General features: G+C 61.1%; 23 protein-coding genes. 8 read left to right on the top strand and 15 right to left on the bottom strand.

The genetic code is table 11. The features are described from left to right. Positions 1 to 193: 193 nt before the first annotated feature. From gltA to AC57B1_RS28600, 7 genes are all read right to left on the bottom strand, one after another. Positions 194 to 1495 carry a citrate synthase gene (gltA, locus tag AC57B1_RS28630; protein WP_011490488.1) on the bottom strand — a complete coding sequence of 434 codons (1302 nt, stop codon included), beginning with the start codon at positions 1493 to 1495 and terminating at the stop codon, positions 194 to 196. Positions 1496 to 1576: 81 nt separating this feature from the next. Next, positions 1577 to 1849 carry an FAD assembly factor SdhE gene (locus tag AC57B1_RS28625; protein WP_091804882.1) on the bottom strand — a complete coding sequence of 91 codons (273 nt, stop codon included), beginning with the start codon at positions 1847 to 1849 and terminating at the stop codon, positions 1577 to 1579. 1 nt (position 1850) lies between these two features. Beyond that, positions 1851 to 2555, bottom strand: a complete 705-nt coding sequence (locus tag AC57B1_RS28620) for a succinate dehydrogenase iron-sulfur subunit (protein WP_012428644.1) — start codon at positions 2553 to 2555, stop codon at positions 1851 to 1853. A gap of 24 nt (positions 2556 to 2579) precedes the next feature. After that, positions 2580 to 4355: a succinate dehydrogenase flavoprotein subunit gene (sdhA, locus tag AC57B1_RS28615; RefSeq protein ID WP_496419381.1), complete on the bottom strand. Its 1776-nt coding sequence runs from the start codon at positions 4353 to 4355 to the stop codon at positions 2580 to 2582. Between the two features lie 4 nt (positions 4356 to 4359). Then, positions 4360 to 4728, bottom strand: a complete 369-nt coding sequence (gene sdhD / locus AC57B1_RS28610) for a succinate dehydrogenase, hydrophobic membrane anchor protein (RefSeq protein ID WP_091804890.1) — start codon at positions 4726 to 4728, stop codon at positions 4360 to 4362. 3 nt (positions 4729 to 4731) lie between these two features. Continuing rightward, a complete protein-coding gene (gene sdhC, locus AC57B1_RS28605; RefSeq protein WP_091804894.1) occupies positions 4732 to 5148 on the bottom strand; it encodes a succinate dehydrogenase, cytochrome b556 subunit in 417 nt (138 codons plus the stop codon). Positions 5149 to 5316: 168 nt separating this feature from the next. Then, positions 5317 to 6117: a GntR family transcriptional regulator gene (locus AC57B1_RS28600; RefSeq protein WP_091804898.1), complete on the bottom strand. Its 801-nt coding sequence runs from the start codon at positions 6115 to 6117 to the stop codon at positions 5317 to 5319. Between the two features lie 495 nt (positions 6118 to 6612). Here AC57B1_RS28600 and AC57B1_RS28595 point away from each other — a divergent pair, with 495 nt between their 5' ends. The 7 genes from AC57B1_RS28595 (at position 6613) to acnA (ending at position 15076) form a co-directional block, all read left to right on the top strand. Continuing rightward, positions 6613 to 7596, top strand: a complete 984-nt coding sequence (locus AC57B1_RS28595) for a malate dehydrogenase (protein ID WP_496419380.1) — start codon at positions 6613 to 6615, stop codon at positions 7594 to 7596. Positions 7597 to 7866: 270 nt separating this feature from the next. Then, positions 7867 to 8883 carry an HpcH/HpaI aldolase/citrate lyase family protein gene (locus AC57B1_RS28590; protein ID WP_496419379.1) on the top strand — a complete coding sequence of 339 codons (1017 nt, stop codon included), beginning with the start codon at positions 7867 to 7869 and terminating at the stop codon, positions 8881 to 8883. After that, positions 8880 to 9047, top strand: a complete 168-nt coding sequence (locus AC57B1_RS28585) for a hypothetical protein (protein WP_496419378.1) — start codon at positions 8880 to 8882, stop codon at positions 9045 to 9047. Before AC57B1_RS28590 ends, AC57B1_RS28585 begins: the two co-directional genes overlap by 4 nt. Next, entirely contained in the window at positions 9044 to 10231 is a 1188-nt protein-coding gene (gene prpC, locus AC57B1_RS28580) for a bifunctional 2-methylcitrate synthase/citrate synthase (RefSeq protein WP_091804904.1), read from the top strand. The genes AC57B1_RS28585 and prpC overlap by 4 nt, the downstream gene beginning before the upstream one ends. A gap of 103 nt (positions 10232 to 10334) precedes the next feature. Then, positions 10335 to 10841: a hypothetical protein gene (locus tag AC57B1_RS28575; protein ID WP_091804907.1), complete on the top strand. Its 507-nt coding sequence runs from the start codon at positions 10335 to 10337 to the stop codon at positions 10839 to 10841. Between the two features lie 25 nt (positions 10842 to 10866). Further along, entirely contained in the window at positions 10867 to 12318 is a 1452-nt protein-coding gene (locus AC57B1_RS28570; protein WP_496419377.1) for a bifunctional 2-methylcitrate dehydratase/aconitate hydratase, read from the top strand. 40 nt (positions 12319 to 12358) lie between these two features. Beyond that, on the top strand, positions 12359 to 15076 hold the full coding sequence (gene acnA / locus AC57B1_RS28565; RefSeq protein ID WP_496419376.1) for an aconitate hydratase AcnA: 2718 nt from the start codon (positions 12359 to 12361) through the stop codon (positions 15074 to 15076). A gap of 105 nt (positions 15077 to 15181) precedes the next feature. Here the strand turns inward: acnA and AC57B1_RS28560 are convergent, their stop codons facing one another. The 8 genes from AC57B1_RS28560 to AC57B1_RS28525 all read right to left on the bottom strand — a co-directional run bounded on the left by AC57B1_RS28560 (position 15182) and on the right by AC57B1_RS28525 (position 23846). Further along, on the bottom strand, positions 15182 to 16243 hold the full coding sequence (locus AC57B1_RS28560; protein WP_496419375.1) for a hypothetical protein: 1062 nt from the start codon (positions 16241 to 16243) through the stop codon (positions 15182 to 15184). Next, positions 16240 to 17256 carry a sensor histidine kinase gene (locus tag AC57B1_RS28555; protein WP_496419374.1) on the bottom strand — a complete coding sequence of 339 codons (1017 nt, stop codon included), beginning with the start codon at positions 17254 to 17256 and terminating at the stop codon, positions 16240 to 16242. The genes AC57B1_RS28560 and AC57B1_RS28555 overlap by 4 nt, the downstream gene beginning before the upstream one ends. A gap of 12 nt (positions 17257 to 17268) precedes the next feature. Next, complete coding sequence (locus tag AC57B1_RS28550) at positions 17269 to 17877, bottom strand: response regulator (protein ID WP_496419373.1); 609 nt, start codon at positions 17875 to 17877, stop codon at positions 17269 to 17271. Positions 17878 to 18068: 191 nt separating this feature from the next. Beyond that, entirely contained in the window at positions 18069 to 19136 is a 1068-nt protein-coding gene (locus tag AC57B1_RS28545; RefSeq protein WP_496419372.1) for an OmpA family protein, read from the bottom strand. Positions 19137 to 19288: 152 nt separating this feature from the next. Beyond that, positions 19289 to 20128, bottom strand: a complete 840-nt coding sequence (locus AC57B1_RS28540; RefSeq protein WP_091805049.1) for an ABC transporter permease — start codon at positions 20126 to 20128, stop codon at positions 19289 to 19291. Positions 20129 to 20143: 15 nt separating this feature from the next. Beyond that, positions 20144 to 21412, bottom strand: a complete 1269-nt coding sequence (locus tag AC57B1_RS28535) for an ABC transporter permease (RefSeq protein WP_177205196.1) — start codon at positions 21410 to 21412, stop codon at positions 20144 to 20146. A 176-nt stretch (positions 21413 to 21588) separates the two neighbouring features. Continuing rightward, positions 21589 to 22638, bottom strand: coding sequence for an ABC transporter substrate-binding protein (locus tag AC57B1_RS28530; RefSeq protein ID WP_091805055.1), 1050 nt, complete (start codon positions 22636 to 22638; stop codon positions 21589 to 21591). A gap of 110 nt (positions 22639 to 22748) precedes the next feature. Further along, positions 22749 to 23846: an ABC transporter ATP-binding protein gene (locus AC57B1_RS28525; RefSeq protein WP_091805058.1), complete on the bottom strand. Its 1098-nt coding sequence runs from the start codon at positions 23844 to 23846 to the stop codon at positions 22749 to 22751. A 129-nt stretch (positions 23847 to 23975) separates the two neighbouring features. Between AC57B1_RS28525 and pdxR the strand changes: the two genes are divergently transcribed. Beyond that, positions 23976 to 25523, top strand: a complete 1548-nt coding sequence (pdxR, locus tag AC57B1_RS28520) for a MocR-like pyridoxine biosynthesis transcription factor PdxR (protein ID WP_496419371.1) — start codon at positions 23976 to 23978, stop codon at positions 25521 to 25523.

Below are 25523 nucleotides of genomic sequence, written 5' to 3'. Positions count from 1 at the left end.
GACGTTACCCGGCACGCCTGCGCGCGCTTGCAGCTTGCTGCACCGCCGCGTGATCCCATGCTCGAACGCGCGAAATCGAATCTGAAAACAAAATGCCCCGGCGGGAAAACCCGTCGGGGCATTTCTTATCAACCACATTCCGCGTCAGCTCGCAGCAGAACCGACTACTGCGAACGATGCGGACTTAAACCAATCAACGTTGCGCGATCGGCTTGGCTTCACGTTGCGTGTCGCCGATAAACAGCTGACGCGGACGGCCAATCTTCTGTTCAGGATCGGCGATCATTTCGTTCCACTGCGCAATCCAGCCGACCGTACGTGCCATCGCGAAGATACACGTGAACATCGAGGTCGGGATGCCCAGCGCGCGCTGCACGATGCCCGAGTAGAAGTCGACGTTGGGGTACAGCTTGCGCGACACGAAGTATTCGTCTTCCAGTGCGATCTTTTCCAGTGCCATGGCCAGCTTGAACAGCGGGTCGTCGTGCAGACCCAGCTCTTCCAGCACTTCGTGGCAGGTTTCGCGCATCAGCTTCGCACGCGGATCGTAGTTCTTGTAGACGCGGTGACCGAAGCCCATCAGCTTCACGCCCGAGTTCTTGTCCTTCACCTGCTTGATGAACTCAGGAATGTTGTCGACCGAGCCGATTTCTTCCAGCATGTTCAGCGCGGCTTCGTTTGCACCACCGTGCGCCGGGCCCCACAGACACGCGATACCGGCTGCGATACACGCGAACGGATTCGCACCCGACGAACCGGCCAGACGCACGGTCGAGGTCGATGCATTCTGCTCGTGGTCCGCGTGCAGGATCAGGATACGGTCCAGAGCGCGCACCAGCACGTCGTTGACCTTGTACTCTTCGCACGGGTTCGAGAACATCATGTGCATGAAGTTCGCGCTGTACGACAAGTCGTTCTTCGGGTACGCAAACGGCTGGCCGATGCTGTACTTGTATGCCATGGCGACGAGCGTAGGCAGCTTCGCGATCATGCGAATGGCCGACACTTCGCGGTGACGCGGATTGTTGATGTCGAGCGAGTCGTGATAGAAGGCCGACAATGCGCCGACTGCAGCGACCAGAATCGCCATCGGGTGTGCGTCGCGACGGAAACCACGGAAGAAGAAGTGCATTTGCTCATGCACCATCGTGTGGTTCGTGACTGTCTTCACAAACTCGGCGTTCTGCTGCGCGTTCGGCAGTTCGCCCTTCAGCAGCAGATAGCAGGTTTCGAGGAAGTCCGCGTTTTCCGCGAGGTTGTCGATCGGGTAGCCGCGGTACAACAACTCGCCCTTATCGCCGTCGATGTAGGTGATCGCGGAATTGCACGCCGCCGTCGACATGAAGCCCGGGTCGTACGTGAACTTGCCGGTCTGGCCGTACAGTTTGCGGATGTCGATCACGTCCGGGCCGAGAGTGCCCTTGTAGATCGGCATTTCAACGCTCGGCGAATTGTCGCTGAACGATAGCGTGGCTTTAACATCTGACGGGGTCATAGCAGATCCTCAATCGAAGTATGGAAACAGGTTTTCGATAATTGCACGCCTGGAACAACGGACAAGCGGCACACGGGCCGCTCAGGCATTCCGCAGCAACTCCAGCACCCGGATCACATCCGGGTCGGCAAGGTCGCCTTCCGGTTCCTTGCGCGCGAGCAGCAAGTCCATCAGGTCGTTATCGCTCAGCTCGAGCAGGCGCGTGAGAGCGCCCACGTCGGCATCGCTGAGGTCATGCTCATATCGGCCGAAAAAACGTTCAAAGATCAGATCGTTTTCCAGCAGGCCCCGCCGCGCGCGCCAGCGAAGGCGCGCGCGGCGGAGAGGGTCGGACTGATGCGATGTGTCGTCCATCTCAAACAGCGCGGCGAACCATCAATTCCTTGATCTTGCCAATCGCCTTGGTCGGGTTCAGGCCCTTCGGGCAAACGTCGACGCAATTCATGATGGTATGGCAACGGAACAGACGGTACGGATCTTCCAGGTTGTCGAGGCGTTCGCCCGTCGCTTCGTCGCGGCTGTCCGCGATGAAACGGTAGGCTTGCAACAGGCCGGCCGGACCAACGAACTTGTCCGGATTCCACCAGAAGCTCGGGCACGAAGTCGAGCAGCTAGCGCACAGAATACATTCGTACAGGCCGTCGAGCTCGTCGCGTTCTTCCGGCGACTGCAGACGTTCCTTTTCCGGCGGCGGCGTATCGTTGATCAGGTACGGCTTGATCGAGTGATACTGGTTGAAGAACTGCGTCATGTCGACGATCAGGTCGCGAATGACCGGCAGTCCCGGCAGCGGACGCAGCACGATCTTTTGCGGCAGATCGTTCATGTTCTGCAGGCAGGCCAGACCGTTCTTGCCGTTGATGTTCATGGCGTCCGAACCGCACACGCCTTCGCGGCACGAGCGGCGGAACGACAGCGTTTCGTCAACTGCCTTCAACTTCAGCAGCGCGTCGAGCAGCATGCGTTCGTGCGAGTCGATTTCGATCTCGTACGTTTGCATGCGCGGCGCTGCGTCCTTGTCCGGGTCGTAGCGATAAATTTCAAATGTACGCTTTGCCATTTCTGAATTCCTTTGACTTGTGCCTTAGAAGGTCCGCGCTTTCGGCGGAACCGATTCGACCGTCAGCGGTTGCATGTGAACCGGCTTGTAGTCGAGGCGATCGCCTTCGCTGAACCACAGCGTATGGCGCAGCCAGTTTTCGTCGTCGCGATGTTCGAAGTCGTTCTGCGCGTGCGCGCCACGGCTTTCCTTGCGCGCTTCGGCCGAAACCATCGTGGCGCGTGCCACTTCGATCAGGTTCGCCACTTCCAGCGCTTCGACACGTGCCGTGTTGAACACCTTCGACTTGTCCTTCAGATGGATGCTGTCGACGCGGTCAGCCACTTCGCGGATGCGCTCGACGCCTTCCGACAGCAACGCCGAGGTACGGAACACGCCAGCGTGTTTCTGCATCGTGCCGCGGATGTCGTTTGCGACCGATTGCGCGTACTCGCCCGACGAGGAGCTATCCAGCTTCGCCAGACGCGACAGCGCGAAATCAGCGGCGTCGGCCGGCAGCGGCTTGTGCTCCTTGATTTCCTTCACGTGCTTGACGATGTGATTGCCGGCCGCGCGGCCGAACACCACCAGGTCGAGCAGCGAGTTCGTGCCGAGACGGTTTGCACCGTGCACCGACACGCACGAGCATTCGCCCACTGCGTAAAAACCGTTGACCGGCTCTTCGTGACCCTTCGACGTACCCACGACCTGGCCGTGAATGTTCGTCGGAATGCCGCCCATCTGATAGTGGATGGTCGGCACGACCGGGATCGGCTCCTTGATACAGTCGACGTTCGCGAACTTCAGCGCGATTTCGCGGATCGACGGCAGACGCTTCATGATCGTCTCGGCGCCGATGTGCGACAGGTCGAGCAGCACGTGATCCTTGTTCGGACCCACGCCGCGGCCTTCCTTGATTTCCTGGTCCATCGAACGCGAAACGAAGTCGCGCGGCGCCAGATCCTTCAGGGTAGGCGCGTAGCGTTCCATGAAACGCTCGCCGTTCGAGTTACGCAGAATGCCACCTTCGCCGCGCACGCCTTCGGTAATCAGCACGCCCGCGCCGGCCACGCCGGTCGGGTGGAATTGCCAGAATTCCATGTCTTGCAGTGCGATGCCCGAGCGCGCCGCCATACCCAGGCCGTCACCGGTGTTGATGAACGCATTGGTGGACGCCGCGAAGATGCGGCCCGCGCCGCCCGTGGCGAACAGCGTGGTCTTGCCTTCGAGAATGTAGACGTCGCCGGTTTCCATTTCCAGCGCGGTCACGCCGAGCACGTCGCCTTCGGCGTCGCGGATCAGATCCAGCGCCATCCATTCGACGAAGAACTGCGTCTTGGCCTCGACGTTCTGCTGATACAGCGTGTGCAGCAGCGCGTGACCGGTACGGTCAGCCGCCGCGCAAGCGCGTTGCACCGGCTTTTCGCCGTAGTTCGCGGTGTGGCCGCCGAACGGGCGCTGGTAAATCGTGCCGTCGGCATTACGGTCGAACGGCATGCCGAAGTGTTCGAGTTCGTAGACTGCGTTCGGTGCTTCGCGGCACATGAACTCGATCGCGTCCTGGTCGCCGAGCCAGTCGGAGCCCTTGATCGTGTCGTAGAAGTGATAGTGCCAGTTGTCTTCGCTCATGTTGCCGAGCGAAGCGCCGATGCCGCCTTGGGCAGCGACCGTGTGCGAACGCGTCGGGAACACCTTGGACAGCACGCAAACCGACAGACCAGCGCGCGCGAGTTGCAGCGAAGCGCGCATCCCCGAGCCGCCTGCGCCGACGATAACCACGTCAAACTTGCGACGCGGCAGAGAATTCTTGATTGCAGCCATTCTTTTACACTCTCCAGAGAATCTGCGCAGCGTAGCCCGCACATGCGAGCAGCCAGACGATCGTCAGCGCCTGAAGGAACAGGCGCGTGCCAACGGGCTTCACATAGTCCATCCAGATGTCGCGGATACCAACCCAGGCGTGATAGAACAGCGAGAGCAGCGTGACGAACGTGGCGAGCTTCATCCATTGCGTCGCGAAGATCGACGCCCAGCCTTCATACGAAAAATCGCGCGCGCCGAAGAACCAGACGAGCAGGATCACCGTGTAGATCGCCATGATCGTGGCGGTAATGCGCTGGGCGAGCCAGTCGCGCAGACCGTAATGCGCGCCGACAACAAGACGCTTCGAACCGATTCGGTTATTAGCTGACATTTTTTAGAATGCTCCGAACAGTTTTGCCGCGAATGCAATGGTGAGCAGCGACGACACGACGAGAACCACGATAGAGGTCGACTTGCCTTTTTCCTTCGTGACCGCATTGTGGTTCGTGTCCATCAACAGGTGACGGACGCCGGCGCAGAAGTGGAACAGGAAGGCCCACGCGAGAACGAGCGTGATGAGCTTGACGACGATGTTGGAGAGGAAGCCTTTGAAGACTTCGAAGCTGAGTTCAGAAGTCAGACTCTGATCGAAGAGGTACAGCAGGAACGGAAGAAAAACAAAAAGCAGACCACCGCTCACGCGGTGCAAGATCGATACTCGCCCCGCTAGCGGGAGACGGTACGCCGTCAATATCTGCCCGATACCGATGTTCCGGAATTCCGGCCTCGGTTTTTTTACGGCTTCAGCCATGCTAGACCCCTACTATGTAGTCACACTAATCCGCAATTTTAGCGCCTTTTTATATCGCGCTGCAGCGAAAACCACGAGTAGTCCGTTGCAGCCTGCGCGATAAAGGCGCCGTCAAACAGGCACGCGCGTGGGACGCGGCGCCCTCATTCAAACCGTTTCAAACCCGTTTCAACTTAGATCGTTCTGATAGTAGTACCCGGTTGTGACATACCAACCACGGCGTACTTCGACCGGCCGGTCTCCGTATGTATAGGACACGCGCTCGACCGATAACAGCGGAAAACCCGCGGGCACGTGCAGCAGGTCGGCCACGGCGGGCTCGGCCGCCACCGCGCGGATCTTCTCCGTCGCGCGGATCATGCGCGTGCCGAATTCCGTCTCGAACATCGCGTAGAGTGGACCTTTATACTCCGACAACCGCTCGAGCGTGAGCCCGCGAAACACGGCGCCGGGCAGCCAGATTTCGTCGAGCACGGTGACTTCGCCGTCGAACTGCAGCAATCGCTTGATCAATACAACCGGATCGGCGGGTTTCAGGTCGAGTTGCCGTGCGATGTCAGCCGAAGCGCGCAAACGCCGGCACTCGAGCAGGCGGCTCACGTGCGGGTGCTCCGCTCCGTCATCGGCCAGCAATCGGAGGAAGCGAAACTGGGCGCGATCCTCGTTGTGCGTTGCAACAAAAGTACCCTTACCCTGCCGGCGCACCAGCAGGTTGTCGGCAGCAAGTTCGTCGATCGCTTTGCGCACCGTTCCCTGGCTGACCTTGTATCTAGCCGCCAATTCGACTTCACTAGGAATGATCTCGCCGGGCTTCCACTCGCCGCTTTCAAGGCTCTGCGTGATCAGCCCCTTGATCTGCTGATACAACGGGCTGAAAGTGGGCGACGTGGCCGGGGCGGCAGCGGGTACACCCTCGCCTGCGGCGCCTTGGCCGTTCGGATTCGTGGTGTTCGCCGGGTTCGAATTCATCCGCGCATTTCATCATAAAGGGCTGGGCCGCGTCTAGGGTTTTCCCCTCGATAGATATGTCTTATATAAGACATAAGATAATGTTGACTTTGTGTCTAGCGACTCCTACACTCCTTGTCGAACAAGGGTTTGCGGGTTTTTCGGAGGCTGTTTCGCGCAGCGCCGCGACGCCCCGGCAGCCACCCTGCACCATGCTGTTCCCACGCAGTTCAGGTTTCGATTTCGCCGCCATTCGTTGGCCAGACGCTTGCCGAAACGCGCTGTTTGCAGGAGCCCGCACCGTGCAACGGCTACCCGGCGCTTCGTATTCCCGCTCCCATGCAGTTGTACAGGTTTCCGGCACGGCGGTCTCGCCGCAACGCGCCGCTCGCCCTCGGCAGATTACGAGGCAGTCCGCGAACAGTGAATTCCGCCGTGTTTCATAACGCTTCGCTGAACGCGCATATAGAATGGCGTTTTCCCTAGCGTCTAACGCATCGTCCTGGAGATTTCTCAATGGCTAAGCCCGCAAAGCGCGTTGCCGTCACCGGCGCCGCAGGTCAAATTGCTTACTCCCTGCTGTTCCGCATCGCCAATGGCGACCTGCTCGGCAAGGATCAGCCGGTTATCCTGCAACTGCTCGACCTGCCGCAAGCACAAGGCGCCGTCAAAGGCGTCGTGATGGAACTGGATGATTGCGCATTCCCGCTGCTGTCGGGCGTCGTGATCACCGACGATCCCAAGGTCGTATTCAAGGATGCAGACGTGGCCCTGCTGGTCGGCGCCCGTCCGCGTTCGAAAGGCATGGAACGTAAGGACCTGCTGTCGGCGAACGCCGAAATCTTCACGGTTCAGGGCAAGGCGCTGAACGAAGTCGCCAGCCGCGACGTGAAGGTTCTGGTGGTCGGCAACCCGGCCAACACGAACGCTTACATCGCCATGAAGTCGGCGCCGGATCTGCCGAAGAAGAACTTCACCGCCATGCTGCGTCTGGACCACAACCGCGCGCTGTCGCAACTGGCGGCCAAGTCGGGCAAGCCGGTCGCGTCGATCGAAAAGCTGGCCGTTTGGGGCAACCACTCGCCGACCATGTACCCGGACTTCCGCGTTGCAACGGCAGAAGGTCAGGACCTGACCAAGCTGATCAACGACGAAGAATGGAACCGCAACACGTTCATCCCGACTGTCGGCAAGCGCGGCGCGGCGATCATCGAAGCACGCGGCCTGTCGTCGGCAGCGTCGGCGGCTAATGCGGCAATCGACCACGTGCGTGACTGGGTGCTCGGCACGAACGGCAAGTGGGTCACCATGGGCATTCCGTCGGACGGTTCGTACGGCATCCCGGAAGACATCATCTACGGTGTGCCGGTTACGTGCGAAAACGGCGAGTACAAGCGCGTCGAAGGTCTGGAAATCGACGCGTTCTCGCGCGAGAAGATGGACGGCACGCTGCAGGAACTGCTGGAAGAGCGCGACGGCGTTCAACATCTGCTCGGCTAAGCGGCTGATGCAGACAAACCGGAACTCCTGAGAAAACGCCGGGCATCCCCCAAGTTTGTTATCCCGCTTGGGAGCCTGGCGCGACGCGACAGGTCTGGGGTGCTCCCAGACATCAACGTGGCGAGTTCCGGTTTTTTTTGTGCGAACGCAGTTGTTCGCATCTGATTCGAGCGCGTTTTGCGTAGTTGCCGCGACGGTCTGGCAGAGCGCGCCCGAATCAGATTTCTCCAAACAGTTTTTCCAAACCCTACCCACGCCCTGACGCCGAAGATGCGCGCCCTCACACCCGCCGAAGTGCTGTTTGACGGCGAAGTGCCGCCCGCTGTGCTGCCTGCCTGCGATCACTACGCCGGCAGCGAAAAGCTGATGCTGAAATCGCTCGCGTTGCAGCAGCAGCTGGGCCCGGTGTTCGATATCACGCTCGATTGCGAAGACGGCGCGCAGGTCGGACGCGAAGCACAGCACGCGGAACTGGTCGCCTCGCTGCTCGGCAGCGAACATGACCGCTTTGGCCGCGTCGGCGTGCGGATTCACGACTTCGACCACGCGCACTGGCGAGACGACGTCCGCCTCATTCTGCGTGCCGCGAAGCGAGCGCCTGCTTACATCACCCTGCCAAAAATCCGCAACGTCCCCGATGCCGCCGAAATGGTCGCGTTCATCGAGGCCACGCGCCGCGAATTCGGCATCGAGCAACCGGTGCCGGTGCAATTGCTGGTCGAGACGCACGGCGCGCTGACGCGCGTGTTCGATCTGGCCGCACTACCCGGTGTGGAAGCGCTGAGCTTTGGGCTAATGGACTTCGTCTCCGCGCACGACGGCGCGATTCCCGACACGGCCATGCGCTCGCCCGGCCAGTTCGATCATCCTCTGGTCCGGCGTGCGAAGCTGGAAATCTCGGCTGCCTGCCATGCGTACGGCAAAGTTCCGTCGCACAACGTCAGCACGGAAGTGCGCGACATGAGCGTGGTGGCAAACGACGCCGCGCGTGCCCGCAACGAGTTCGGCTACACGCGTATGTGGAGCATCCACCCGGCGCAAATCGAGTCGATCGTCGCCGCGTTCGCGCCGCGCGACGAAGAGATCGCCACGGCCACCGAAATCCTGCTGGCCGCGCAGTCCGCCCAATGGGGCCCGACGCGCCATCACGACACGCTGCATGATCGGGCGAGCTATCGCTATTACTGGTCGGTGCTGCGTCGCGCGCAAGCCACCGGTCGCACCGTCCCGCAAGACGCCGCGCCGCTCTTCGCGAAAGTGGGCACTAACGTGCAAGCCGCATCATGAGCATGCGCGTCGATGCGGCGATCGGCACGGCGGCGCTGAATGGTGTACCTGTACACCGTCTTGCAATCGAAACACTGAATCATCTGGCGCTGCGGGCGAGCGACGTCGAACGCGTAGGTCAACCAGAAGCAATGAGCAGGCACAAAGGAGATTGCGGGAGATGAGCGAGACAACGCAAACCGCCGGTGCACAAGGCGGCAACGAACCCCAAAGCGGCTTCAAACCGAAGAAATCGGTCGCCCTGTCCGGCGTGACGGCAGGCAACACCGCCCTCTGCACGGTCGGCAAGACCGGCAACGACCTGCACTACCGCGGCTACGACATTCTCGATATCGCGGGCGCCTGCGAGTTCGAAGAGATCGCGTACCTGCTGGTCCACGAAAAGCTGCCGACCCAGGCCGAACTCACCGCGTACAAGACCAGGCTGAAGGCGCTGCGCGGCCTGCCCGCGAACGTCAAGGCCGCGCTCGAGTGGATCCCGGCCGCAGCACACCCGATGGACGTGATGCGCACCGGCGTATCGGTGCTGGGCACCGTGCTGCCGGAGAAAGACGATCACAACCTGCCGGGCGCGCGCGACATTGCCGACAAGCTGATGGCCTCGCTCGGTTCGATGCTGCTCTACTGGTACCACTATTCGCACAACGGCAAGCGCATCGAAGTGGAAACCGACGACGACTCGATCGGCGGCCACTTCCTGCATCTGCTGCACGGCGTGGAGCCGTCGAAGGCGTGGGTCGACGCAATGCACGTGTCGCTGAACCTGTACGCCGAGCATGAATTCAACGCATCGACCTTCACGGGCCGCGTGATCGCGGGCACGGGATCGGACATCTATTCGGCGATCACCGGCGCGATCGGCGCGCTGCGCGGTCCGAAGCACGGCGGCGCCAATGAAGTCGCGTTCGAGATCCAGTCGCGCTACCAGACGCCGGACGAAGCCGAAGCGGACATCCGCCGCCGCGTCGAGAACAAGGAAGTGGTGATCGGTTTCGGCCACCCGGTGTACACGATTTCGGACCCGCGCAACAAGGTCATCAAGGAAGTCGCGAAGAAACTCTCGAAGGAAGCCGGCAACACCAAGCTGTTCAGCATCGCCGAGCGGCTGGAGTCGGTAATGTGGGAAGCGAAGAAGATGTTCCCGAATCTGGACTGGTTCAGCGCGGTCTCGTATCACATGATGGGCGTGCCGACGGCGATGTTCACGCCGCTCTTCGTGATCGCGCGAACGGCCGGCTGGAGCGCGCACATCATCGAGCAGCGCATCGACAACAAGATCATTCGTCCGAGCGCGAATTACACCGGACCCGAGAATTTGAAGTACCTGCCGCTAAATAGGAGAAAATAGCGGTCGCTGTGCGCTTTCAAAGCGCGTGCAGTTTAACCACGCGGTCGCCAGGACCGGTAGCCCGCGGGATGTTTAACTGAAACTAGATAGAAAGGTTTTCTCCATGAAAAAGCTGATGATCGCCGCCGTGATTGGCGCCCTGTCCACGACGATGCTGGCCGTCGCGACTGACGCCGTCGCGCAACCGGCGACCACCACGAAGCCGGCAGCCAACGCTGTCCCGAAAAAACCGCAGCCGAAGCGCCTGATCAAGCGCAAACCGAACCCGGCCAAGGAAGCGAAGGTCGATCCGGTGCCGGAAGGCGCGGAAAAGTGGTCGTGCAACGAAGGCCTCGCGTTCGAACTGAAGGGCGACATGAAGCGTGACCAGATCGTCACGGTTCACTGGGCTAACAAAAATTACAATCTGCCGCGCGAAGCAACCACCACGGGCGCAGACCGTTTCCACGACGCCGCAACGGGCATGGATCTCGTCGTGATCCCGACGAAGGCCATGTTGTTCTCGGACAAGGACAGCTCGCGTCTGGCCGACGAGTGCAAGACGGCAGCCATGGTCGAAGGCGCTCCGGCTCCGACGCAATCGAACGCGATCAACAAGAGCAGCAACTAAGTATCGTCATCAGGAAAACGTCCCGATGTCCGCTCCGATTTCCAACGTGCGACCCGACCCGGATCAAGTCCTCGTCGATATCGTCGATTACGTGCTGGAGTATCAGATCGACAGCACGCTCGCGCTGGAAACAGCGCGTCACTGCCTGATCGATACGCTCGGTTGTGGACTCGAGGCGCTCACCTACCCAGCCTGCACCAAGCTGATGGGACCGATCGTGCCGGGCACGATCGTCCCCAACGGCGCGAAGGTGCCCGGCACGTCGTTCCAGCTGGATCCCGTTCAGGCCGCCTTCAATATCGGCGCCATGATCCGCTGGCTCGACTTCAACGACACATGGCTCGCCGCCGAATGGGGCCACCCGTCGGACAACCTCGGCGGCATTCTCGCGACAGCCGACTGGCTCTCGCGCAGCGCCATCGCAGCCGGCAAAGAGCCGCTGGCGATGAAAGACGTGTTGGTCGCCATGATCAAGGCGCACGAAATTCAAGGCTGTATCGCGCTCGAGAACTCCTTCAACAAGGTTGGGCTCGACCATGTGCTGCTGGTGAAGCTGGCGTCGACCGCGGTGGTCGGCCAGTTGCTCGGTCTCACGCGCGACGAGCTGATCAATGCGGTCTCGCAGGCGTTTGTCGATGGGCATGCGCTGCGCACGTACCGCCACGCGCCGAACACCGGTTCGCGCAAGTCGTGGGCCGCGGGCGATGCGACATCGCGCGCGGTGCGTCTCGCGCTGATCGCGAAGACCGGCGAGATGGGCTATCCGTCGGTGCTGACGGCGAAGACGTGGGGCTTTTACGACGTTCTGTTCAAAGGCAAGGCATTCAGGTTCCAGCGTCCGTACGGTTCGTATGTGATGGAAAATGTGCTCTTCAAGATTTCTTTTCCGGCAGAATTCCACGCACAAACGGCGGCGGAAGCCGCGATGAAGTTGCATGCGCAACTCAACGCAGCCGGAAAGCATGTGGACGACATTCGCAAGATCACGATCCGCACGCATGAAGCCGCGATTCGCATCATCGATAAGAAAGGCCCGCTGAACAATCCGGCCGACCGCGATCATTGCATTCAGTACATGATCGCCGTGCCGCTGATCCACGGCCGCCTGACGGCCGCGGACTATGAAGATTCGACCGCACAGGACGCGCGCATCGACGTGCTGCGCGCAAAGATGGAATGTGTCGAAGACCCGCAGTTCACGAAGGATTACCACGATCCGGAGAAGCGCTCGATCGCCAATGCACTGACGATCGAATTCAACGACGGTTCGACATTCGACGAAGTCGTAGTCGAATACCCGATCGGTCATAAACGTCGTCGCGAAGACGGGATTCCGTTGCTGGTCGAGAAGTTCAAGACCAACCTCGCGCGCCGCTTTCCGGTCAAGCAACAACTGGCGATTCTCGACGCGTCGCTGGATCAGGCAAGGCTCGAAGCCATGCCGGTCAATGAATACGTCGATTTGTACGTCATCTAGTCAGGTACAGTAGTTCCGCGATCAAACCAAGGAAAACACCATGGCCCACAACCTCCACAAAACGCTCAAGGAATTCGACAGCGGTTCCGGCAAAGGCAAGTTCTACTCCCTGCCGCAACTCGGCAAGGCACTGAACATCAAGATCGACCGCCTGCCGGTTTCGATCCGTATCGTGCTGGAATCGGTGCTGCGTAACTACGACGGCAAGAAAATCGCCGAAGAACACATTGAGCAACTCGCGAACTGGAAGCCGACCGCAGCGCGCGTCGATGAAATTCCGTTCGTGGTGTCGCGTGTCGTGCTGCAAGACTTTACTGGCGTGCCGCTGCTCGCCGACATCGCCGCGATGCGCGGTGTCGCGAAACACATGGGCAAGGATCCGAAGTCGATCGAACCGCTGGTCCCGGTCGATCTGGTCGTCGATCACTCGGTGCAGATCGATCACTTCCGCGAAAAGAATGCGCTCGACCTGAACATGAAACTGGAATTCCAGCGCAACAACGAGCGCTACCAGTTCATGAAGTGGGGCATGCAGGCATTCGACACGTTCAAGGTCGTGCCGCCGGGCGTCGGTATCGTTCACCAGGTGAACCTGGAATACCTCGCACGCGGCGTGCACAAGAAGGCTGAAGGCGCGGACACGGTGTACTATCCGGATTCGCTGGTCGGCACCGATAGCCACACCACCATGATCAACGGTATCGGCGTGGTGGGCTGGGGCGTGGGCGGCATCGAGGCGGAAGCCGGCATGCTCGGCCAGCCGGTGTACTTCCTGACGCCGGACGTGGTCGGCGTCGAACTGAAGGGCAAGCTGCGCGAAGGCCTGACGGCAACCGACCTGGTCCTGACCGTCACCGAACTGCTGCGTAAAGAAAAGGTCGTCGGCAAGTTCGTCGAGTTTTTCGGCGAAGGCACGAAGTCGCTGTCGCTGCCGGATCGTGCAACGATCGGCAACATGGCGCCGGAATACGGCGCAACGATGGGCTTCTTCCCGGTCGACGAAAAGACCATCGACTATTTCAAGGGCACGGGCCGCACCGACGCAGAAATCTCCGCCTTCGAAAACTACTTCAAGGCGCAAGGTCTGTTCGGTATTCCGAAGGCCGGCCAGATCGACTACACCAAGGTCGTCACGCTGGATCTCGGCACGGTGACGCCGTCGCTGGCAGGTCCGAAGCGTCCGCAAGACCGCATCGAAATCGGTCATGTGAAGTCGACCTTCAGCGACCTGTTCTCGAAGCCGGTGGCGGAAAACGGCTTTGCGAAGAAGGCGGAAGACCTCGACGCGCAATACACCACGAGCAATGGCGTCGACGTGAAGAACGGCGACATCCTGATCGCGGCCATCACGTCGTGCACGAACACCTCGAACCCGAGCGTGCTGCTCGCCGCCGGCCTGCTGGCGAAGAAGGCTGTCGAAGCCGGTCTGACGGTCGCTCCGCACATCAAGACGTCGCTGGCGCCGGGATCGCGTATCGTCACGGAATACCTGACGAAGACCGACTTGATGAAGTATCTCGACAAGCTCGGTTTCACGCTGGCCGCTTACGGTTGCACGACCTGTATCGGTAACGCGGGCGATCTGACGCCGGAACTAAACGAAGCGATCACGAAGAACGACATCGTCGCGGCAGCGGTTCTGTCCGGCAACCGTAACTTCGAAGCGCGTATTCACCCGAACATCCGCGCCAACTTCCTGGCCTCGCCGCCGCTGGTCGTCGCTTACGCGATCGCCGGCAACATCACGCGCGACCTGATGACTGAACCGGTCGGCAAGGGCAAGGGCGGCAAGGACATCTACCTGGGCGACATCTGGCCGACCAGCGAAGAAGTCAACGCACTGCTCAAGTTCGCGCTGGACGCCGACGCGTTCCGCAAGAACTACTCGGCGCTGACCAAGAAGGGCGACCTGTGGAGCAAGATCGAAGGCGAAGAAGGTCAAGTCTACGACTGGCCGAAGTCGACCTACATCGCTGAGCCGCCGTTCTTCGGCAGAGACTTTTCGATGACGCCGGCCGACAGCATCGCTGCCGTGACGAACGCGCGCGCACTGGGCATCTTCGGTGACTCGGTCACGACCGACCACATCAGCCCCGCTGGCTCGATCAAGGAAGACTCGCCGGCAGGCAAGTGGCTGAAGGAAAACGGCGTGCAGAAGGCCGACTTCAACAGCTACGGCTCGCGCCGCGGCAACCACGACGTGATGATGCGCGGCACGTTCGCGAACGTGCGGATCAAGAACCTGATGATCCCGGCGAAGGCAGACGGCTCGCGCGTGGAAGGCGGCCTGACGATTCACCAGCCCAGCGGCGAACAACTGTCGATCTATGACGCAGCGATGAAGTACATCGACGCCGGCACGCCGACCGTCGTGTTCGCGGGCGAAGAGTACGGCACGGGCTCGTCGCGGGACTGGGCTGCAAAGGGTACGCAACTGCTGGGCGTGAAGGCTGTGGTCGCACGCAGCTTCGAGCGGATCCACCGTTCGAACCTGGTCGGCATGGGCGTTCTGCCGCTGCAGTTCAAGGGCTCGGATAGCGTGCAGTCGCTCGGTATCACCGGCGAAGAAACGTACGACATCGAAGGCCTCGGCGCTGACTTCAAGCCGCAACAGGAAGTGACGCTGGTGATTCGCGGCAAGGACGGCAAGGAGAAGCGCGTGCAGGTACTGCTGCGTATCGACACGCCGATCGAAGTCGACTACTACAAGCACGGCGGGATTCTGCCGTTCGTGCTGCGTTCGCTGCTGGCTGCTTAAGGCTGGCGATAGCGCAAACAGCTTGGCTGTTTTGCAGGGGCTGCGTCCTGTGGAGGACGTGGCCGACTTTGAAGCCCGACCATTGGTCGGGCTTTTTTTTCGCCACTACTTCGGGATGCGACCTGTCTGGAACGCGTCCGGGTTGTCGGTGATCCTGCGCTGGGTCATGTGGACGCTCCAGTCGGTATCACCCGGCGTCGGCGCGCCGGCGCGCGTTGTGATTGTCGCGCGACGCATCTGCGCCGCCCAATCGAGCAGCGCCGCGCGCTCGGCCGTTTCGTTTGCGGACGAGGAGCGTGCAGTCCACTCGGGTGACTTCGACGCGGAGGGCCGCGTGGCCGGGTTGGCTGTGCGGCTCAATGCGAGGCGCCCGTCGACTTGCGCTTTGCTGAAGCGCACGATCGGAAGCGGGTGATCCGCCTTCGCGGGACGGCTTGGCGCCGTTCGATGCGTTGGCTCTCGCAGCTCGGCATGTGACGCGATCTGTTCGACACGTTGCGGCTTCGCAGTCGGGACATGGCCAAACGCCGTGCGCGGGGACGTATTAGTGGGCGTAGGCACTCCGGACGCTGCGGCCTTTGGTGTCGCATTGGTCTGCGCGGGCGCTCCGGACACAGCAGCCTTTGGTGTCGCCATTGAACTAGCCGCCAAGGCTTCGTCTTGCGCAATCGTTCCGGCGAATTCAGCTGGCGGACGAAGCGCCGCCGGCCGTGTTACCGCCGTGGCCACCAGCTTGCCGGCGTCGTGCGTCGTACAGGTGGTCAGCAGCCAGGCTAGCGCAATGCTGCAGCCCGCGAAGATCGCCGCTCCGAGCACATGATCCGACCGCGTCGAACGCGGGCGCACACGCCCCATCTCCAGGTAATACCTCGCTTCGGCCAGCTGTTCGTCGAAGCGGCGCGAGTGGTCGCGCCGTTGAGGCAGTTTATAGAACAACAGAAACTTCACGCCCGGTGGAAACGGCCCGCGACGTGCCGCCGACGCCCCGCGTTGTACCGCATTCTCGATTACCTGTTGCGCGCCGGTGCGTGCTCCGGGTTGCGGTTCGCGTTGCGCCGCGGTCTGCGCCGGCCGCCGCCGCGATCCGAAGGGCGGCGGCAACGCATCGAACGGCCGCGCGACCGGAAGCGCCAGATCGCCTTCGATCAAAGCCAGCGGTCGGCTCATCGTGAGGTGCTCCGGTATACGCAGGCCGTTGCTTCGAGTTGCGTGACGAGGGTTCTTGCGCGCGCCATTAGCGCGTCGGCTAAGGTGGCTCTGTGCTCACGAGGCGATACGCTCGCGCGCCGCAACGCGTCCATCAAATCTAGCGCGCCGACGAGACCCACCGCGCCACTCAACCGGTGCAGCACGCCTTGGAGATGTTCGAAGCGACCTTCACGAAGCAGCCCGCTGAGCCGCCCGAGGTCGTCGTTCATAGCCTCACGCCAGTTGGTGATAAACGCTTGAAGATCGACGCCCTCTTCAGACAAGGCATCCAGATAACGGCAGTCGAAGGGCTCGAAGGAGCCGCTCGTTGCGCGATCCAGTGACTGCGCGGCTCTGGAGAAAGGAGGCGTCTCGACGTTGACGCAAGTCGCTTGCGCGGACCACACCGATTGTTCGACGCAAAACGGCGCGTTGAAGATTGCTCGAGGGCCTTCCTCAAGACCGCTCGAGACGCAGAGTTCGCCGCACATACGCTGCGCCAATATTCTGCAAAGCGACAAACATGCTTCGGCGTCGCCAAGCCATCTGGCCATCTGTGGGTCTTCAATCGTTGGAGCGTAAAGTGGCTGCGGGACAGCGGGCGCGTGTTTGACGGGCGCATCGACCACGCTGATAAAAATTCGTTGCGAGTTCGAACTCAACGGCTGTGCCCGCACGACGAGCGAAATCTCTCCCTGCATGGCGAGTTGAATCGTTCGATTGAGCAAATGGAAAACGAGCTGACCCAGGCGGCCACCGTCGGCAAGAATCGTTTCAGCTACCGCTTGATCGACACACAGGCGCAAACGCAAATCGCGACGACGTGCGAATGGAGTGAGCAGAGCGATAACACCACCTATCACTTCGCGCAGATCCGTCATGCTCTCGTCGAGAACGAAAGCGCGGGATTCCAATGGCGAGGCGTCCAGCAGATCGTTAAGCGTTTGACTCCACGTACACGCGGAAGAACGGGACAGGCTCACAATGGTCATAGCCCACACAACCTAATCGACCAAACGATGCGAAGTCGCGAACTCGATGAGTCCGGCCAATGAAGAAAGACCGAGTTTTTCCTGGATGCGGCTCTTGTAGGTGCTGACAGTTTTGTCGCTCAAGGATAGGCGGCCGGCAATGTCCCGATTGCTCACACCGCGCGCCAGATATTGCAACACCTCCACCTCTCGCGCTGACAAGGCGCTCAGTCCGCTCACGGCCTCAGCTTCGGCGCTGTCAGCCGGGAAGCAGTCGTAGCCAGCCAGCACCGCCTCCACGCCGCGCATGATCTCTTTCATTTCCTGCGATTTGCCGACGAAACCGTGGACGCCCGAGCGCATTGCGCGCGGCGCGAACGTGGCCGGGTCGTGGCCCGACAACACCATCACTCGAATGGGTGGATGAACGAGCCTGAGACGGGGAATCACATCGAGCCCACTAATGCGCGGAATGTCGAGATCCAGTATGGCGAGTTCCGGGGTGTGCACCCGGGCCATCTCCACGGCGGTCTGGCCGTTGTCGGCCTCGATCACTTCTTCCACGCCGAGCAATTGCATGAGCTGCATTTTGATGACCATACGGAACGCCGGATGGTCATCGATAACCAGAATAGTTGACATATCTCCTAATCCTTCTGAACACGCGTTGCGACGCCGATTGTTGTCAGCGTCAAGCTTGAGAACGCACGTATGTGTGCGGGCACAATTGCCCGTGGCGAATGGTGGTACGACACGGACTCGTCGAAACGATCGACCTTCTGCGCGCTGTTGTTGGCACGCCGGAACGCAGGATCGTGTTAGCTGCAAGGGCACTAGGAACGCGCCGAGACAAGTTCGATCTCGACGCGGCGATTGGGCGCGAGGCATCGCCTCAAGACATCACGCCTGGTCTGCCGGCAATCGACCAGCGGGTCCGCACTGCCTCTGCCCAGCGCGGTCATCGGCAAGCTCACGCCATGCGCTCGCAGATATCGCTCGACCGTGCGCGCACGTCGCAACGACAAGCCAAGGTTGTATGACTTGTCGCCGAGGCGGTCGGCGTAGCCGGTGATTTTCAGCGCGTGCAATGCGGGAACGTCTCTAAGGTCTGTCGCCACGTCATCAAGCTGGCGCTTGCCGGCAGGCAAGATGGCGGCTTCTTCGCCGCCGTTGAAGCGGAAAAGCGAATCGGCCTTTAGCGTGATCTTTTGCTGCGACTTTGCAGCAGAGGCAAGAGCCGATGCGGGGGTTGGTATTGGCTGCCCGCATTGCAGAGCCCGTTGCGCCGATTGGCGCAAGTTGTCCTGCACCTCCGGCAAGCGCTTCTCGGCGTTGGTGAAGCTGCGGCGCCATGCGTCATGCCCGGCTTGCATCAGTTCGACCTCAGCGCACGCGAGCGGCAGCTGCGCCGGCGGACATGAAACGACGGCGGGATCCGACTTGATGGTATTAACGATTTTCCACAGATCGGGGCGCACCGTGGACACCGTGCGCAGGGCGGGATTGGCTGCGGATAACGGCGTGCCGTTTTCCAGACTCAGCGTGATCGTGGCCGCCTGGCCGATCGCTTCTTCGACGAAGCCCCAGTGGTCGTTAGCTTGGCGCGCCTGTTTGGCGGCAGTGATCCAGCATTGCGCCTTGGCGTGAAAATAGCCGTTCTTGTCGCCCGGCAACCGATCGAGCCGCGCTTGCAGACTGGTCAGCGCCGCACTACTGCTTGCGATGGGTGCGTAGGTGCTGACCCATTGCGCGTTGACCGCGCCTGCGGCTTCGTCTTGCGTGGCGCCGAAGCCGGTTTGCAGCAACGTGGCATCCTGGATGCCGAGTCGTTCACGCGCGGCGTGGTCCGCGCAGGCTGTCAAGGCCAGCGCGCACACGAGCACCGTTAGCTGGTGTTTCATTGATTCTCTGCGACGAGCGCATCTTCTTATCGACGGCTACGAGTATGAAGAGACGCAGATACGCAGGGAATGGGAACAATCTTAGAATATCGTCTGAAATTTGTTGCGCATCATGCGTTGCAAACAACAACGCGTTGCCGTTCGCATTGCATTCAGGCCTTGACCGCCCGTGCTGCATTTCGCCCACGCAGCCACTCGAGCGCCAGCAACAGGCTGGTCGAGAACACAATCAGAATTGTCGCCAGCGCCGCGATAGTCGGGCTGATGTTTTCCCGAATGCCGGTGAACATCTGACGGGGCAACGTAGTCTGATCCGCGCCCGCAAGGAACAGTGTCACGACGACTTCGTCGAATGAAGTCGCGAATGCGAACAGTGCACCCGAAATCACGCCCGGCGCGATCACCGGCAACGTGATGCGGAAAAACGTCTTCAACGGATTCGCGCCAAGCGACAAACTCGCCCGCACCAGGTTGTAGTTGAACCCCTGCAACGTCGCCGCGACAGTCGTCACGACAAAGGGCACACCGAGCGACGCATGCGCGAGAATCAGCCCGATGTACGTATTGGCCAGCCCGAGCGGCGCAAAGAACAGATACATGCCCACGCCGACCACCACCACCGGCACGATCATCGGCGAGATCAGGATCGCCATGAGCAAGCCTTTGCCGCGAAAATTCGCTTTGGTCAGTCCGATTGCCGCGAGCGTGCCGAGCACGGTTGCGACCACCGTCGCCGAAGGCGCGACGATAAAGCTGTTCTTGGCGGCCATGCGCCATTCATCGGATGCGATCAGGTTCTGATACCAGCGCAGCGACCAGCCCGGAATCGGATACACCAGGAACGTGCTCGACGAAAACGAGAGCGGCACGATCGCCAGCACAGGCAAGATGAGATACAGCAACGTCAGCACGGCAAGACCGCGCAGCGCGAAATACCAGACGCGCTCGACCCATGACGTATGCGGCGCGAACAATGGCTTGGCAAGTTTCATCGCAATAAACTCCGTTCAGCCGAGGCTCAGTGACGAACGCGTGAAGCGCCCGTAAATGACATACAGCACGAGTGTCGCGGCGAGCAGCAGACCGCCGAGCGCGCACGCCATGCCCCAGTTGATCGTCACGTTGGTGTAGTACGCGACGTAGTAGCTGACCATCTGATCGTTCGGTCCGCCGAGCAAGGCCGGCGTGATGTAATAGCCGATTGCCAGAATGAAGACCAGCAGCGCACCCGCGCCGATGCCCGGATAAGTCTGCGGCACATACACGCGCCAGAACGCGGCGAACGGATGGCTGCCGAGCGAGACCGCGGCGCGCTGATAGGTTGGCGGGATCGACTTCATCACGCTATAGAGCGGCAGGATCATGAACGGCAGCAGAATATGCGTCATCGAAATGTAGACGCCGGTGCGGTTGAACAGCAGCGACAGCGGATCATGCAACAGTCCGCTGCCGATCAACGCTTTGTTCACCAGCCCCTCGCTTTGCAGAATCACGATCCATGCCGCCACGCGCACGAGGATCGAGGTCCAGAACGGAATCAGCACGAGAATCATCACCAGATTCGCGCGACGTTCGGGCAGCGTGGAAATCCAGTATGCAAGCGGGTAGCCGAGCAGCAGCGCGAAGACCGTTACCGCGGCGCCGATAACAAAGGTGCGGCTGAACACGGCGAGATAGATCTGTTGATCGGGATCGGTCGGGATGATGTGGCCGAACGCGTCCTGTTTGTGATCCAGTGAAGCAAGCAAATAGAACGGCGAATACGCGCCGGAGTTTTTGGCTATCGCTTGCCAGTACGTAATGTCGTTCCAGCGTTCGTCCAGTTCGACGAATTTGGCGTGGACCTGGGCGGGCGTCAGCTGCAAGGGTTTGCTGTTGTCGTCGACGAACGGCATGGCGTGCGCGGATTTGGCGATCAGCGAGCGATAACCCGGAATCTCGACGTTCAGGCGTCGCGCGAGTGCGCCCATGCCGTCGCTGTCGGCGACTGCGGCGAGGTCGACGGCCAGGGCAGTATAGGCGGCGTCTGGTGGCGTGCTCTTGCGATCCCAGGCGCTCAACGCCGCGAGGGTATGCGGCAGCGCGTTGACCACTTCGGGATTCTGCGCGGCACGCGTGAGCAGCGCGCCGATTGGCACGACAAAGATCAGCAGCAGAAAGATCGCGAGCGGCGCGATCAGCAGCAGGGCCATGGCCCGCTTTCTGGATTCCGCGGCCTTCAGCTCGCGCTTGAGCCGGCCACTTGATTCAGGCGTCGAATCGGCAGCAATGGTCATCGAGGTCAAACCCGTCTCCTTTGTCGACCCGAGTTAGCGCTTTAGCGCTTACTCGGGTCCCATGCAAGGCTGTCGACCCGAGTTAGCGCTTTAGCGCTTACTCGGGTCCCATGCGTTCACTACAACAACCCAGCGCGGGTTCACCCCAAGTCAACCCGCGCCTTCACACCCACTCCCTACTTCGAAGCCCACGACGAAAAGCGTTGCTCCAGTTCATCGCCATGATCGGTCCAGAACGCGAGGTTCTGCAGCACCGCGTTCTTGCCGTTAGCCGGCGAGTTCGGCAGATTGGAGAGCGTCTTCGGATCAAGTGCCTTGATAGCCGTCACGTTCACCGGACCGTACGCAATGTTGTGCGCGTAGTCCTGTTGCGGCTTCGACGAAATCGAATAGGCGATGTACTTCTCGGCCAGCGCCTTGTTCGGCGTGCCCTTCGGAATCGCCCAGTAGTCGAGGTCGTAGATGCTGCCGTTCCACACCACCTTCAGGTTCTTGCCTTCCTTCTGCGCGGCATCGATCCGGCCGTTATACGCGGTGGACATCACCACGTCGCCCGCCACGAGGAATTGCGGCGGCTGCGCGCCTGCTTCCCACCACTGAATGTTCGGCTTCAGTTCGTCAAGCTTCTTGAACGCGCGGTCCTGGCCTGCCTTGGTGGCGAGCACCTTGTAGACTTCCTTCGGCGGCACGCCGTCGGCCATCAACGCGAATTCGAGGTTATAGCGCGCGCCCTTGCGCATGGCGCGCTTGCCCGGGAATTTCTTGACGTCCCAGAAATCGGCCCAGCCGGTCGGCGCCGTTTTCAGTTTGTCGGCGTTGTACGCGAGCGCCGTCGACCACACGAAGAAGCCCACGCCGCAGGTTTGCGGTGCTTCGGGAATCAGATCGGACTTCTTGCCGATCTTCGACCAGTCGAGTTTCTCGTACAGCCCTTCATCACAGCCGCGGCCGATATCGCCCGATTCGACTTCCACCACATCCCAGTTCACATGCTTGGCTTCGACCATCGCTTTCACTTTGGCCTGCTCACCGTTGTATTCGACAGCGGTGACTTTATTGCTGGTCTCCTTTTCGAACGGCTGGTTGAAGGCGACCTTTTGCGCGTCGCCATTCGCGCCGCCGAAATTGACGACCGTCAATTCGGCCGCATTGACTTGCGCGGCGCCCAGCGCGAGCGCCACAGCACCGACAGCGATGGCGCAGCGCGATTTCCCGATCTTGCTCATGGTGTGTTGCTCTCCTTTGGTGGTGTGCTTCCAGCTCAATACAGTGCGACTTTGTTATGTGCTGCCTGATCTGACCTGCCCGCGTCGAACACAGTGCGTATCCGGCGCATTCACGCCCCTGCGAATACCCGCAGATGCTCGGGTGCGAACTCCAGTGCGACCGGCGCGCCGGGCGCGAAGGTGTCGAGCGCGTCGGTGCCGAGCGGCACCTTGACGAAGCACTCGTCCTGTTCATGCAAACCACAGCGCATGCGCACGTGGTCGCCGAAATAGATCAGCCCGCGTGCCTCGCCGGCCAGCGCATTGGCGCCTGGCCGTGACAGGCCGTTGGCGAGCTTCATGCGCTCGGGGCGAATACACGCGACCGCCGGCGTACCCGCCCGCGCGCCGCCGATATTGCGACCGGTGAGCCGCGTGCCGTCGCTCAGACGGAATTCGCAGAACTCACCCTCGACATTCGCGATCGTGCCGCGCAGCTTGTTGCTGTCGCCGATGAAGTTCGCCACGAACTCATTGCATGGCGATTCGTACAGCCGATCGACGGTATCGAGTTGCTGCACGATGCCTTTATCGAACACGGCGACGCGGTCGGACATGGTCAGTGCCTCGCCCTGATCGTGCGTGACGTACACGAACGTCACGCCGAGTTTCTCGTGCAATGATTTAAGTTCGTACTGCATGTGTTCGCGCAACTGTTTGTCCAGCGCGCCGAGCGGCTCGTCCATCAGCACGAGCTTCGGTTCGAACACCAGCGCGCGGGCGAGCGCGATGCGCTGCTGTTGTCCGCCTGAAAGTTGCGCCGGATAGCGCTTTGCGAAGCTCTCCATGCGCACCATCTTCAACGCGTTATGGGTGCGCTCCGCGCGCTCCTGCGCCGAAATCTTGCGCACGGTCAATGGATAGGCAACGTTCTGTTCGACTGTCAGATGCGGAAACAACGCATAGTTCTGAAACACCATGCCAATGTTGCGCTTATGCGGTGGCACTGTGTTGAGCAGCGTGCCGTCCAGCCAGATCTCGCCGCCGGTGGGAAACTCAAAACCCGCCAGCATCATCAGGCAGGTGGTTTTCCCGGATCCGGACGGCCCGAGCAGGGTCAGAAATTCGCCCTGATAGATATCCAGATCAAGTTGTTTGACGACCAGCGTTTCGCCGTCGTACGTCTTGCGCACACCCCGAAAGCTGACGATCACGTCATCGGTTTTCATCGGTTAAGTCTCCTCTGCGGTCCGGCTGGCTCCCCCGCAAAGCAGCGGGATTGCATCCATTGCGTGGCTCACTATAGACCGTTACGGTTCTACAATATGGAACCATTTCATTATTCCGGATAGAACCACTTGGACACCGTGATCTTGTCGGATTGGCTGGCCGCGAGGCTCGACCGCACGGCCGCCGAACCGGTCTACAGGCAGACGTTGCGGCTCATGCAGCAAGCCATTCTGACCGGCCAATTGCCGCCGGGCACCAAACTGCCCAGTTCTCGCACGCTCGCCGAAGACCTCGGCATTGCGCGCAACACGGTCCTGCACGTCTACGATCAGTTGACCGCTGAGGGCTACGTGATCTCGACCACCGGCAGCGGCACTTACGTCGCCGACACGAGGCCGGACACGGCAGCCGTGAATACGCGCAAGAAGCCGGCGGTGGCGAGCGTCGACAAGGCAGGCAGTACGGCCACGGCAACCCCGAAGCCGCCGAAGCGCGATCTGGGCGACCTGTCGACTCGCGGACGGCGCCTGATCGATAAAGCCGGCGTGTCCGCCAAACAATGGGGCGCGTTCATGCCGGGCGTGCCCGACGTCGCGGAATTTCCAGCGCGCACGTGGAGCCGCTTGCAGGCGCGTTTGTGGAAGGAGGCCAATCCCGATCTGCTGACCTACGCGCCCGGCGGCGGCTACCGGCCATTGCGGCGGGCATTGTCGGATTACCTGCGCGTCGCGCGCTCGGTGAATTGCACGCCGGATCAGATCATCATCACCACCGGCATTCATCAATCGATCGATCTGGCTGTGCGCCTGTTGACCGATGTCGGCGACCGCGCGTGGGTCGAAGAACCCTGCTATTGGGGTGCGCGTAGTGTGCTGCAGTCATCGGGGATTACCCTTGTGCCGGTGCCGGTGGATGACGAAGGCCTGAATCCGCGCGACCAGGATTTGCAACAGCCGCCGCGCCTCGCACTCGTTACGCCGTCGCATCAATATCCGCTCGGCATGGTGATGAGCCTCGCGCGCCGCCGCACGCTGCTCGAATACGCGCGCCAGCACAACGTGTGGATCATCGAGGACGATTACGACAGCGAGTTCCGCTACGGCAGCCGTCCGCTCGCCTCGCTGCAAGGACTCGACGATGCCGGCCAGGTGATCTACGTCGGCAGTCTGGGGAAGATGCTGTTTCCGGGCCTGCGGATCGGCTACATGATCGCGCCGGAGCATCTGGTGGACACGTTCCGCACGGGCGTGGCCGAGTTATACCGCGAAGGTCAGTTGATGCAGCAAGCGGTGATGACCGACTTCATCATGGACGGCCACCTCACCTCGCACGTTCGGCGCATGCGTGCGCTATACGGCGAGCGCCGGCAGATTCTGATCGACGCGATCACCGCGCGTTTCGGCACCGAGTTGCCGGTAATGGGCGATGAAGCCGGGCTGCATCTGGTGCTCGGCTTGCCGGATCACGCGAACGATCGCGCGGTGACGGCCGCCGCTTTCGACGCCGGCGTGATCGTGCGGCCGCTCGCAAGCTACTACAGCAGCGACCCGCCCGCGCGGCGCGGACTGCTTCTCGGCTATGCCTGTGTGCCGAACGACAAGATTGGTCCCGCGTTCGACACCCTTGCGCGAGTCATCGAGCAAACCGCATTGAAGACGCCGACGCGCGCCGCTTGA

The sequence above is a fragment of the Paraburkholderia sp. BGA-UO-ETr-F21 genome (assembly GCF_059567925.1).
The sequence above is the reverse complement of the archived record's forward strand: the minus strand, read 5'-3'. Positions and strand labels throughout refer to the sequence as shown.

Coding starts and splice junctions, on each gene's coding strand:
- gltA (WP_011490488.1), bottom strand. CDS start 1,495: ATGACCCCGTCAGATGTTAAAGCCACGCTATCGTTCAGCGACAATTCG.
- AC57B1_RS28625 (WP_091804882.1), bottom strand. CDS start 1,849: ATGGACGACACATCGCATCAGTCCGACCCTCTCCGCCGCGCGCGCCTT.
- AC57B1_RS28620 (WP_012428644.1), bottom strand. CDS start 2,555: ATGGCAAAGCGTACATTTGAAATTTATCGCTACGACCCGGACAAGGAC.
- sdhA (WP_496419381.1), bottom strand. CDS start 4,355: ATGGCTGCAATCAAGAATTCTCTGCCGCGTCGCAAGTTTGACGTGGTT.
- sdhD (WP_091804890.1), bottom strand. CDS start 4,728: ATGTCAGCTAATAACCGAATCGGTTCGAAGCGTCTTGTTGTCGGCGCG.
- sdhC (WP_091804894.1), bottom strand. CDS start 5,148: ATGGCTGAAGCCGTAAAAAAACCGAGGCCGGAATTCCGGAACATCGGT.
- AC57B1_RS28600 (WP_091804898.1), bottom strand. CDS start 6,117: ATGAATTCGAACCCGGCGAACACCACGAATCCGAACGGCCAAGGCGCC.
- AC57B1_RS28595 (WP_496419380.1), top strand. CDS start 6,613: ATGGCTAAGCCCGCAAAGCGCGTTGCCGTCACCGGCGCCGCAGGTCAA.
- AC57B1_RS28590 (WP_496419379.1), top strand. CDS start 7,867: ATGCGCGCCCTCACACCCGCCGAAGTGCTGTTTGACGGCGAAGTGCCG.
- AC57B1_RS28585 (WP_496419378.1), top strand. CDS start 8,880: ATGAGCATGCGCGTCGATGCGGCGATCGGCACGGCGGCGCTGAATGGT.
- prpC (WP_091804904.1), top strand. CDS start 9,044: ATGAGCGAGACAACGCAAACCGCCGGTGCACAAGGCGGCAACGAACCC.
- AC57B1_RS28575 (WP_091804907.1), top strand. CDS start 10,335: ATGAAAAAGCTGATGATCGCCGCCGTGATTGGCGCCCTGTCCACGACG.
- AC57B1_RS28570 (WP_496419377.1), top strand. CDS start 10,867: ATGTCCGCTCCGATTTCCAACGTGCGACCCGACCCGGATCAAGTCCTC.
- acnA (WP_496419376.1), top strand. CDS start 12,359: ATGGCCCACAACCTCCACAAAACGCTCAAGGAATTCGACAGCGGTTCC.
- AC57B1_RS28560 (WP_496419375.1), bottom strand. CDS start 16,243: ATGAGCCGACCGCTGGCTTTGATCGAAGGCGATCTGGCGCTTCCGGTC.
- AC57B1_RS28555 (WP_496419374.1), bottom strand. CDS start 17,256: ATGACCATTGTGAGCCTGTCCCGTTCTTCCGCGTGTACGTGGAGTCAA.
- AC57B1_RS28550 (WP_496419373.1), bottom strand. CDS start 17,877: ATGTCAACTATTCTGGTTATCGATGACCATCCGGCGTTCCGTATGGTC.
- AC57B1_RS28545 (WP_496419372.1), bottom strand. CDS start 19,136: ATGAAACACCAGCTAACGGTGCTCGTGTGCGCGCTGGCCTTGACAGCC.
- AC57B1_RS28540 (WP_091805049.1), bottom strand. CDS start 20,128: ATGAAACTTGCCAAGCCATTGTTCGCGCCGCATACGTCATGGGTCGAG.
- AC57B1_RS28535 (WP_177205196.1), bottom strand. CDS start 21,412: ATGACCATTGCTGCCGATTCGACGCCTGAATCAAGTGGCCGGCTCAAG.
- AC57B1_RS28530 (WP_091805055.1), bottom strand. CDS start 22,638: ATGAGCAAGATCGGGAAATCGCGCTGCGCCATCGCTGTCGGTGCTGTG.
- AC57B1_RS28525 (WP_091805058.1), bottom strand. CDS start 23,846: ATGAAAACCGATGACGTGATCGTCAGCTTTCGGGGTGTGCGCAAGACG.